At 48.7% G+C, this 11739-nt stretch carries 6 protein-coding genes; 1 reads left to right on the top strand and 5 read right to left on the bottom strand.

Annotated elements, in window-relative coordinates:
• On the top strand, positions 1–2205 hold the full coding sequence (locus tag RIF36_RS03425) for a carboxypeptidase regulatory-like domain-containing protein (protein ID WP_350124852.1): 2205 nt from the start codon (positions 1–3) through the stop codon (positions 2203–2205).
• Positions 2206–2210: 5 nt separating this feature from the next.
• Here the strand turns inward: RIF36_RS03425 and RIF36_RS03420 are convergent, their stop codons facing one another.
• The 5 genes from RIF36_RS03420 to RIF36_RS03400 form a co-directional block, all read right to left on the bottom strand.
• On the bottom strand, positions 2211–2549 hold the full coding sequence (locus RIF36_RS03420) for an FKBP-type peptidyl-prolyl cis-trans isomerase (protein ID WP_350124849.1): 339 nt from the start codon (positions 2547–2549) through the stop codon (positions 2211–2213).
• Positions 2550–2554: 5 nt separating this feature from the next.
• Positions 2555–5188, bottom strand: a complete 2634-nt coding sequence (locus tag RIF36_RS03415) for a GH116 family glycosyl hydrolase (RefSeq protein ID WP_350124847.1) — start codon at positions 5186–5188, stop codon at positions 2555–2557.
• 122 nt (positions 5189–5310) lie between these two features.
• Complete coding sequence (locus RIF36_RS03410; RefSeq protein WP_350124844.1) at positions 5311–6273, bottom strand: D-2-hydroxyacid dehydrogenase; 963 nt, start codon at positions 6271–6273, stop codon at positions 5311–5313.
• 32 nt (positions 6274–6305) lie between these two features.
• Positions 6306–7754 (bottom strand): arylsulfatase, encoded by a 1449-nt coding sequence (locus tag RIF36_RS03405; protein ID WP_350124841.1) that lies wholly within the window; start codon positions 7752–7754, stop codon positions 6306–6308.
• Positions 7755–7765: 11 nt separating this feature from the next.
• On the bottom strand, positions 7766–11659 hold the full coding sequence (locus RIF36_RS03400; protein WP_350124838.1) for a PVC-type heme-binding CxxCH protein: 3894 nt from the start codon (positions 11657–11659) through the stop codon (positions 7766–7768).
• Positions 11660–11739 lie beyond the last annotated feature (80 nt).

The following is an 11739-nucleotide window of genomic DNA, read 5'->3' as shown; positions in this document are numbered from 1 at the left end:
ATGAAGCACCTAGCCATCACCATCGTTTTGATGTGCTGCCTGACGCAAATAATGGCCCAGGGCGCTAACATCTCTTCACTGTTTAAAAGCAACATGTCGAAGGCTGATGAAGCCTTTCACTACCTCGACTACCGAACAGCGCAATACTACTACTTGAAGGAGCTTGACAAAGTACCTGACAATAAGCAAGCGCAACTCAGGGTGGCAGAATGCTACCTGAAACTTGACGATTCATCGTCTGCTGAAGCATGGCTGGCAACCCTCGCTGACAGTGCAAGCACCGAGCCGACAGTAAAGTTACTATATGCCGAAGTATTGAGAAAGAATGGAAAATATACGGAAGCAAAAAAATGGTACCAGCAAATACTGGATAATCATGGAAACATGATGGGAAGTGAGCTTAAGCTAGCCTTCCTAAATAACATTGACTATTATCAAAGGAACCCCGATTTGTACGAAATAGACAATCTCGCCATCAATTCCCCCCAATCCGAGTTCTCGCCACAACTTAAAGAAAACCAACTGATCTTCGTCTCCTCCAGAAAACAAGAGACAATGATCCAATACCAGCCCTCCACCGCACACAACGACGACGAGGTGATGCTCAAATACTTCGAGGTGCCTCTCGATTCTATCGAAAAATTAGAAGGCGTCCACCCTCTGGTGTATGGAGAACAGCTAAAATCAAAGTTTCATGATGGCCCACTGTGGTTTTATGGTAAGAAAAATAAGGTTGCTTTTACGAGAAATAATCCCAAAAATAGCTCCGTAAAAAACGGTGCCAGGCTCATCAATCTTGAAATCTTTTTTGCCGACTGTATTGCCGACGGCACCTGGGCCAACGTCCAGGCATTTCCGTTCAATAGCGAAGATTATTCCGTAGGGCATCCTACTCTTAATACCAATGGTACGAGCATCTACTTCGCCTCCAACATGCCGGGTGGATTTGGAAAGTCCGACATCTATGTCTCGCATTTGAAAGACGGAAAATGGTCGGTTCCTGAAAACCTGGGGCCGGAAATCAACACGGCAGAAGAAGAGTTTTATCCCTACCTGCACAACGATTCCACACTTTTCTTCGCATCAACAGGCCTCGGAGGATTTGGAGGTCTCGACGTTTATATCAGTTACAGACAACATGGCTCGTTTACCAACGCCGTAAACATGGGGTCGCCACTCAATTCCGCCCATGATGACTTCTCGATTCTTATTGATGACAGCGGTAGAAAGGGATATATTGCCTCCAACCGTCCGGAGGGTGCTGGCCTCGACGATCTTTATGCCTTTACATCCAACTACTACTTTGTTACTGGCAGTGTGTACGAACTCATGGACAGTGCCAAAACAGTTTCAGGTGCCAGCATCTCAGTTTCTAATGCCGAAGACAACCAAACGACCAATATTACTGCCGATGAGAACGGAGAGTTCAAAATTGATTTGCTTTACGACAAAAACTACACGTTCTCAGTGAAAAAGGATGGATATTCTCAACTGGAACCGCTTGTATACTCGACCTATGGCAAAGGAATTGGCTACGACAGCATCAAACTGAAACTCTGGAAGCACGAACTGTTTGTAAAGGGAAAGATTTATAGCAACGAGTCACAGTCCGTCATGGAAGGCGCTCTGGTGACTATTAAAAACTCTAGTACAGGCACCCAGCAATCACTACAAACAGATACTGACGGATCGTATGCATTTTTGGTTTATCCGAACGAAAAATATAGGATAGATGCCACCAATGAAGGCTTCCTTCCCGAAGGGTATAACCTGAACACAGATAATATCTATTATGGCGATCTTCTCAATGACCTGGTGCTCGAAGAAGTTTTTGTTGATAAAGCCACAGTATTCTTTGACGTTGACAAATACCGGTTCAGCACTGAAGCTTACCCAGAGCTTGCTGATATACTGAAAACGCTCAAGCGATTTCCTAAATCAACACTTAATGTGACGGCCCACGCCGACTCCCGGGGAACAATTGAATACAACCAAAAGCTATCCGATCGCAGGGTTGCCACGGTGCTCAACTATTTCGCTGCAAATGGGATCAACAAGTCCCGAATGAAGGGCAAAGGATTTGGTGAGTCTCTTTTGCTGAACACTTGTTCTGATGGCGTGGATTGCGGTGAAGATGACCATTCGAAAAACAGGAGGGCAGAGATCAAAGTGCAAATGACAATACCACCAAAGGAAGTGCAATAAAGGCGTTACCAGCACTCACACTCTGGCCCACAGTCCGTGTTTTCTTTGGCCCCTTCAGGTCGTCCATTCGCTATCTCGCTCTCGGTAGCTTTTCGTACACCTTCAACCACCACCTCAAAAAAATAGGACTCCAATGAGCTGCCGAGCTCTGTGGAGAAGCTGAGGTTGGCTACGTCACCTGGCACCATTCCCGACAAGTTGGCTTCGAGTTCTGGCAGGATTTCTCCTGAACCATATAGAAATTCAACTGGCCTCCCGCTCATTCTGTCCTCCAACAGTACACCCTGATCATCCTTCATTGTGTAGCGCAGTGAAATAATATGTTCCTTCTGAACAGTCAACATACTTACTAAACCAAGGCCGCCTCCTTGCCGGAAACAATTACTTTATCTACCGAAATCTCACCATGAGCCACATCCAAAGATGGCTGACCACCCTTTAAGCTTACAGTGCCAAAGCCCTTCTCTGTTGAAAGGAAGCTGGTGAAATCCCCCACCCTTGAATCTACATAAAGCGTTTTGTCGACAGCATCGTAGCGCACGCCCGTCAGACCTTGTAGCATGCCGTAGCTCGACAACGCCCTGGCGTACCAGCTACCGCATTCGTACTCATTGAAAGGGTTTCGCACCCGGCCATCGTACCGATCCCGGCATGTGCGAACAATCTCAAGCCCCTCCTCCACTGCTCCCATTTCCATGAGGTGAGCAGCCACCTGATATTCAATACCTGTCCATACCTCGTCGCTGTAAACGAATGGCAGCGAAAGCTTACCGCCTTTGGGCCACGAACACAAAAGAAGACCTCCATCATCACCCAGGGCAAACGTAGGCCGCTGGGGATTGGCATGGTCGCTTAGGTTGTCCTTTAGATTGTATTTATGCACCGCCAGTAAATGGCTCTTTAGCTTCGCAGGATCAATGGGGTCATTGAGCCCACACACCCTGGCAATCCATGCACCCAGTACACCATCCGAAAGGCAGCCATTTCCATATTGATACTTAGGCCCCTCCTCTTCCAGCAGTTGTCTGGCCTCATCAGAGTATTGGCCTCCCATGCTAATCGCCGAAGCTTCAATTGGGTTGGGAGCCTTAAGCCCATCCACTTTTATTTTTTGAATAAAATATTCTCCATCGTACAATTCACTTTCCATAAAGACCTTCCCCTGGCTGGCCAGTTGTTCATACTTTCCTACTTCTTCGCCCAGGAACCTACCCATTGCCGCCAGCGCATTGAGCGCCCCCACATAAAAGCTCATGTGCATCCCATCCGGCCCCCAGAATTCAATATCATAGGTGTTGTGATGCGGCTCTTCCAGTATCCCTTTTTCGGATGGATCCCACGTACGAATACAAAAGTCCATGCTCGACTTCACCAGCGGGAACATTGTGCCAACCCATGCATTGTCTCCACTAATGCGCCACTCTCTGTACACTTTCATAATGCCTCCAAGCTGGCCATCTGCCGCTGCATGGAAATTATGATCATTTACCCTGATAGGTGATGTTGCCCGAAAATTCTGATGACCCTGAGCATTTTGATTTTCAAAAAATTCGGTGTGCCTTAGGCTCCTTTCCAGCGCTGGAAAAAGATGCGGTATGGCCTGTGCGTAGTTCCACACATGGGTGCAAGAACCGTGGCAGCAACCCCACGAATCGCCACAACCCTCGAAGTTCCAGAGGCGGCCATCGAATTGCCTTTGCACTGTAGGCGATTTGAGAATGGACAGGTTTGCTGCCACCGCCTCAACCACCTCTGGCGGCAATGTGCTGGCATAAAAAGCCTTTGTGAACAAGTCGGATTTTCTGTACAGGTCATCGTAGTTATCCTTCCAATAGCTGCTCACCTCATTTACACTTGAGAACCTGCTACTGTACCAGGGCTTGAAAAACTTTGCATCAAAATTCTTATCGTATTTATCCAGCTCATCAGGTGAATCAGCGCATCCTTCTTCTGGCAAGCAGTCCTCTGCACGAATGCCCATTTTTCCAAACGACTGATCGCTGTCAGGGCTGTACCATGCCATCATTACCTTGATCGTCTTTTCCTGCCCGGCTGCCAGGGAAAAAGGAACATACAACGAAGCACCAGGAGCACCCGACTCTACGGGCTTTACCGGTCTCACTTCAGCATTTTTTATGGTGTTCCAGGCGATAGTCAAAGGATCCCACCAGCCCCCACGGAACCAGCAATGATCAACAACTGTCGCTGCGTCGTTTGTAAAAATCGCAAAGTCACATTTTTTGGAAGGCTCCTCCTTCGTACCAGCTTCCGAGAGAACAAACCCATTCGTTATGGGCTTCACTGAGTTCGTACCCTTGTCTACCTTCAGGAAATTCTTTGAGTTAAACGAGAAAACAGCTTCTACTGAACCAGGGCCTGTGTTCTTAAGATTGTATTCCATGGCGCCAATTGGCAAGCTGGAGTTATCATCATCGCCAGGAATAAAAGGGCTCCAGCCTGTGATCTGAACTTTAAGGGGCAGATCGTCATCTTCAAGTTCAATACTCGCAAATGGAAACCGGGTTTCAAAAGTAGCTTTCTTGAAGTGGGGCAGCCCAGTAATTGCTCCACCAAGACCATTGCCTGCATCCCTCAGCCCAAACTTTTTCCAGTCAGGTACCGGGCCTTCCAGCACTTTGGCTCCTTTGTCCATTCCCTTTACGGAGATGGCAGCAAACATGCCCGGCTCATTGAATATATCAGGCTTGTTTCTCACCGACACATGCGAAATGGCACCTGCACCTTCCAGACAAAACATGCCAGCCCCCATGCCCCCAATCGGCATGGCTATTCGGCTCAAATAACCGTCACTGTACTTGCCATTGTAGGCCCTGGTCGAACGTTCGCCAATGGGCTTGTTATTTTCGGCTATCCCTTTCCTTTCATTGGGGGCACACGACATTTCGGCTGAGAGCAGGCCAGCGCCTACGCCCCCCATCCCCAGGTTTTTTAAAAATCGACGACGATCGGCTTTAGTTTTCATAGTAGGTATAGGTAGGTCAGTTAAAAATTCTCCTTTTCGACACTAAAATTTACACATTTGAAAAAACAGATCACATGATCCGGCGCTTAATATTCACAGCATCAGCCAATTAGAAAGATTGTTCAGCTTTTTAAATGACCCTGATTGACTATATGAATCGGATTTCCCTTCAGTGCCTCCTGAATATTTTCTACCGTAGTAGTCATCATTCTTTTCCTGGCTTCAAAGCTCAGCCACGCATTGTGAGGGGTGATCAGGCAGTTTTCTAGGCCCACAAGTGGATGACCTTTAGGAGGCGGCTCCTTGCTGAGTACATCCAGGGCAGCCCCGGCAATGACACCCCTCTGCAAAGCGTTGGCAAGAGCCTCTTCGTCGATCAGCTGCCCCCTGCTCGTATTAATGAGAAAAGCCTTTGGCTTCATGGTTGCAATCAATTGTTCATTGATAAACTTCTCGTTTTCGCCGGTTAGTGGGCAATGGACTGATATGAAATCACTTTCTTTAAACAGCTCCCCGACCGTTCGGGATTTCCAGCCCACCTCTTTGGGGCTTCTGTTGTGATAAATGACTTTCATCCCAAACGCTTCTGCCATTCTCGCTACCTGCTCGCCAATTCTTCCCAACCCCACGATGCCTATCGTTTTGTCCAAAAGCTCAATCAAAGGGCCACTTGTGAAACACCAATCTTTAGCCGACGACCATTCACCATTGCTTACCCTCTGAGAGTTTTGCCCCACCCGGTTCGTAAGCTCAAGAATCAGTGCGAACGTATGCTGGGCCACTGAATGCGTCCCGTAAATGGGGACATTGCAAACGGGCACACCCGCATTTCCTGCCGCTGCCACATCCACAATATTGTAGCCCGTGGCGGTGACGGCAATCAGCTTTAAATGCGGACAAGCTTTTATGGTTTCGGCTGTGACTGGGGTTTTGTTAGTGACAATCACGTGGGCCTCCTTGCATCGCTCAATCATTTCCAGCGGCGACGTTCGATCATAATATTTCACTTCACCCAACTGATGAAGGGCCTCCCAGCTAAGGTCTCCGGGATTAAGGGTATACCCATCGGTAATGACTAATTGCATAATAGTTGTTCAATAAATCCGAAAAGCTTTTTCTAGTTATCGCCTGAGCTCTCAAAGTCGAAGTGAAAGTCTGGGTCATACTTATGTGCTGTTTCCATGAGTTTCAATGCTTTAGCAACCACTTCGGGAAACTGGTCTGCGACGTTTTGTTCCTCACCGAGGTCGTCACTCAAATCGAATAGAAGTACTTCTCGCTGCTCAGGCTTGTTGATGTTTAAAACGATACATTTCCATTTGTCCATGCGAACCGCCTGCTTGCCACCCCCTTCGTAAAATTCCCAGTAAAGGTAGCTATGCTCTTTTTGTTGCTGACCAAGTAGCGATGGCAGAAAAGATATTCCATCAGTCGTGTTCTCAGAATCTATTTCGGCTGCTTCTACAAAGGTGGGTAATACATCCCAAAAGGCACCTATATAGTCACTTTTGCTTCCCTTTTCTATTTTGCCCGGCCAGGATGCAATCATGGGCACCCTTATTCCTCCTTCAAACAAATCTCTTTTTAAGCCACGCAAAGGGCCGTTACTATCAAAAAATGTATGATCAGTCCCGCCTTCATCGTGAGGCCCGTTATCGCTGGTAAAAATAACCAGTGTGTTATCCGAAAGTCCAAGTTCCCTGAGCTTATCCAGTATGGTTCCCACATCTTTGTCAAGCCGGGAAATCATGGCAGCGTGCCCCTTTTGATGGTCAGGCCAATCTTTGTCACTATAAGCTCCGAAATCGGGAATTTCCATCCCTGACTGACCGAAATAACCCGCCTCGTTGTTGGCATGAGGTAGTGTGAGCGGCAGGTAAAGCATAAAGGTGGAGTCCTTGTTGCTTTGTAGAAACTGAAGTGTCTTCTCCAGAAATCTATCCTGAATATAGGTGTTTTTCTCGGCAGCGATCCCGCCCACACCTTTGGCATAGGTTTCGGGGATATAGTCCATCACATTATCCAAAGAGTCTACGGTTTCATTCTCCCACACATAGTCAGGATAATAGTTGTGTGCCCTCAGTTGGTTTAAATAGCCGTAGAAATAATCAAAGCCCTTTTTATTCGGCACACCGGTCGATCCTGGTTCCCCGAGACCCCACTTACCGATCAGTCCTGTGACGTAGCCAGCCCGCTGAATCAGCTCAGCAAAAGTAGTATCACTCGCTCCAAGCGGCACCCTGGCATTGCCTCTGACCCGGGTATGTCCTGTGTGAAGCCCTGTCAACAAAGCGCTTCTGGAAGGTGCACAAACGGTGCTTCCAGCATAAAACTGTGTAAACAGCATGCCTTCCGCCGCCATCTTGTCAATATTTGGTGTGGCTATTTGTTGCTGTCCATACACACCCAAGTCACCATAGCCAAGGTCGTCGGCCATAATGAAAACGATGTTAGGCTTTGCCGGCTTATCCTCTTGCGAAGCTTCCTGCCCACATCCTGTAAGAGCCACCAAAACCAATACCAATGCGGGTAATCCTAATGGACTCTTTAAAACTGTTCTTCTCATAAATAACTTAATTATTCTGTTGGTTGGCTCACCGGTCCCGATGCCATAAGATAGCCAACCAGGTTAATGATTTCCTTATCAGTTAGCGTCTTGAATAGCCCCGGCGGCATCATCGAATTGGCCGACTCCTCCCTGGATTGAATGTCCGACTTATTGATCACCACGGCGTCTTGCCCAACAACCCGGATCGTAAGCTGCCGTTCATTTTCCGCATTCACATTGCCTGAGTAGGTGCGCCCGTCCCTGGTGGTGATAACCACCATTTTGTAGTCATCCTGAATTTCGCCGCTGGGGTCGAGGACATTGCTCAGCAGATAGTCAAGGTTAGCCCGATTGGAACCAGTCAGCTCGGGCCCAATGCTGCCGCCTTCTCCATACATTTTGTGGCAGGCACCACAAGTACGCTGAAAAATCATTTTACCATTGACAACATCGCCTCCTCTTAAGGCTTTGTCAGTCAATAAGCTCGTGTATTTCTTGTAATCGGCGGCAATGTCGGAGCCTAATTCATCGATGGGGCCCCACACTTCGACAAACCCACTACCGACAACACGCCTCAGCTGGCGAGCCACATAGGCTGGCACATCAGGTTTGGGGATTATTTCACTTTTCAAGCCCTGTGTGAGCATCCAGCCATATTCAGGTCTGGAGGCCAGCGTTTGCACAGCTTCCAGTTTTTCCTGCCCGTTGAAGCTTGAGTACTTATCGATGAGCAGCTGGCCCAATGAGTTGTCGTCAAAGGCAGCCACGGCCCTGATCACATCGATCCGCAAAGCCTCCTCATTCAATAAAGTCGGGATTTCCCGAACAAGCTCCTCCCGCTGCTGATCGGCGAGAGAATTCAACGCTTTCAATCGCTGATCAATAGGTGTATTTTTGTTTTTCAGCGTGGCCAGGTATTGTTTGGCTGCCTCGGTGTCTCCATAGAACTGCGCCACCTCCAATGCCAATTGCTTCACCTTCACATCCCGGGAGCTCTGCAAGTTATCATACACTTTCTGCCAGTTGGCTGGTGCACTCAAATCGGTGCGTCCCTCCAATCCGTTGCGCATACCTTCCAGCATACTCAGCGTTGTTTCGGGCTTCTTCCCAATGGCTGCGATAAGTTTCTCTGTGGCGTCCGCATCTACCGCCCTTCTGGCAATGTACTCAGCCAGCATTGAGATTTTACTTTTTGCTGCAAGCTGGAGCGCTCTGTCAGGATTTTCAGCCACGAGGGGCTCCGTGCCAAACCAGATCATTTTTGGCAGGTTATGGTCTTCGACGTCTTCAGCGTGACTCATCAAAGCTTCGGCAATCGCCCACTTTTGTTCCGGCTGAATACGCTGAAGCGCTGAGGCAAGGTAAAGCCTCACAACAGCCGATTTATCACCTTCAGCCATAACGGTAAATTTATCAACTGCTTCGCCAGAGGCCTTCTCCTCGCTGAGCAATTGCACTGCCCAGGCACGCACATACTCATCTTTGTCGCTTAGGCTTTCCATCAACTGCTTTTCACTGAAACCACCAGTGACGTGCAAAGCCCACATGGCATTCAGGCGGAAATCAGGGTTCGGGCTGCTCGTAAAAATCTTTCTGAGCTGGTCATGCACCTCCTTTGCAAGGGGTGCTTTTACTGCTCTTCCCTGAAGAATGAGTCTCGCCCTTCTGGCATGCCATGAGCTTTTATTTGTTTGGAGAGCCACAAGCTGAGCATCTGTCAATTTGCTCAGGTCACTGTATCGTCCTTCCCAATCTTCCGCCAGGGATTTTTTCGGTGCGACCCTGAAAATGCGGCCTGTTTCCTCATTGAGCACCTCCTTGCCGCAAATATCTGCGTCGTGCCAGTCGAGCACGTACAGCGCTCCTTCCGGCCCCAGCTCCATGCTGAAACCTACCCACTGCGCATTGTTAGCCATCAAAAACTCTTCACCATGGTGACCAATAAAGCCAGAGCCTTTGGGCTCAAGCACATCCGACAACACGGCATGCTCATGAATATTAGCCATGAACAGACGGCCTTGCTGCTCCGCAGGAAAAGCGTCAGACTGGTAGATTCTCAAGCCGCCATGGGCAGAACGATGCCGGTGGTCGGCAATCGTTTTTATGTCATTATACACGTAAGGATTGAAGTGCTGCCCGCCCTGGCGATGATAAATACCTCCGGGAATTACATGCCAGAGGTGTGGTATAACGCAAGCGCTGATAAACAGCTGCCCTTTTGCGTCAAAGTCGATGCCCCAGGGATTGCTGAACCCATGTGATACTACCTCGAATTTGTCCTTCGTAGGATGGTAGCGCCAAACGCCTCCGTTGATATCGGTGCCTTCTCCTTCAAATATGTCTTCAGGAAAAGGATCATTGTGACCATATATCCGGCCTTTTCCTTTCGCCAGTTTCACTTTGGAAGGTGTGGCAAACCCCTGCAAACCGTAAAGCCAGCCATCAGGCCCCCAGTGAAAGCTATTCAGTGTTTCGTGTCTGTCACGGATGCCCCAGCCTGTCAGCCGAACTTCGATGTCATCCATTTCGGCTTTATCATCATGGTTTTTGTCAGGCACAAAAAGCAGGTTAGGTGGTGCGCCAACAAACACGCCATCGAAACCAACGGCTATCGCCGAAGGAAAAGCAATACCCTCAAGAAACACTTTGCGGCTATCAGCGACACCATCGTGGTCGGTGTCTTCCAGGATAAGTATCCGGCTGTTCCCCGCCTTTGAGAAGCCATACCCCCTCGACTCATAGTCTTTGTTTTCTGCAATCCACAGCCTTCCCTTGTCATCCCAGCAAAAAGCCATCGGCTGCGACATCATCGGCTCGGCCGCCCATACATTTACATCATAGCCATCTTTGATTGTCATAGCCTCCACTGCCTCTTCTGGCTTCAGAAATTTGGCGTTTCTCCCCTCTTCCTGGGCGATGCCCCAAAGCACTGCCGTGGAGTACATGTTGTGGTCGCCCACATAGTCTTGCCAGGTTTCGGTCATCTCAACGTCATTCAGCTCGCCTGTGTAGACCACAATCTCATGTTTGATGGTTTCAGTTTCGCCTTTGGCAATAGTCCAGTCACCCATGCGGGCACGGGCCGGGCCAATACCCAACTGCCCATCAACTCTCCACGTCTGTGGAAAGCCTTTGTTCTCTTTATGATCCAGAATGGCAATGTGTGCAAGATCATCTCGTCCTTCCACCTGCATACCAGCGTCTACCCACATGGCACGCTGTCCTTCGGCCTTTTCATTTTTCTGACGGGCAGCATTCACCACTTCTCCTTTGATACCTTCCACCCATGGCATGCGCAGGAACAGTCCGCCGTAGTCATACTCACCAATGGTCACATCGGTTTTGCCAAGTCCGTTCCATTCGAGGTCAAGCAAGAACTTGCCTCCCGTCTCCCTCATCGACCAGTTTTGAGTTTCTGTCAGCACGGGATTGCCCTGCTCATCAAGCAGGTCATAGACTGTTTGCCATTTCACCACCTTGCCTTCTGCTTCAGTCACTTCTGCCGACACTTTCCGCCAATAGTCACCTTCGGGATGATGGAAGTAGTCCCGGCCATTTACCCTCGTGAAGCCCCAGTAGAGGCCCGTTTGGTGCTTGTGGTGACCAGGACTGTATTCAGTTAGCTGCCCCTTGCCATCGGGGGCTACAATGGGATGCAAGTAAGGACGGAAATCGGGTCTTACATTTTGCGTGACAAGAGGCTCGCTTTCTCCTTCTCTGAATATGGAAATGGTATTGGCTTGATTGTCCTGCACCACTTTTAGGATAGTGGAATCAGTAGTGGAAACGGTTGTGTCTTTGTGCTCCGTAGTTTTTGTTTGGCAGCCTTCAAGCGCTATAAGCGCAACGATCACAAACGCAAATGATTGGCAAAAAGGCGTCGCCAGCCCCTTAATGTGGCCCTTCAATATTGAGTAGTTCATTGTAGGTAGTGTATAAATAGTATAACCACATTCAATTTAGTGATTTATGTGATCATTCATAAACAGCACAGTGCAGGACA

This window comes from Imperialibacter sp. (assembly GCF_040222815.1).
GTDB lineage: Bacteria > Bacteroidota > Bacteroidia > Cytophagales > Cyclobacteriaceae > Imperialibacter.
This window is presented reverse-complemented; position numbering and strand designations above follow the sequence as displayed.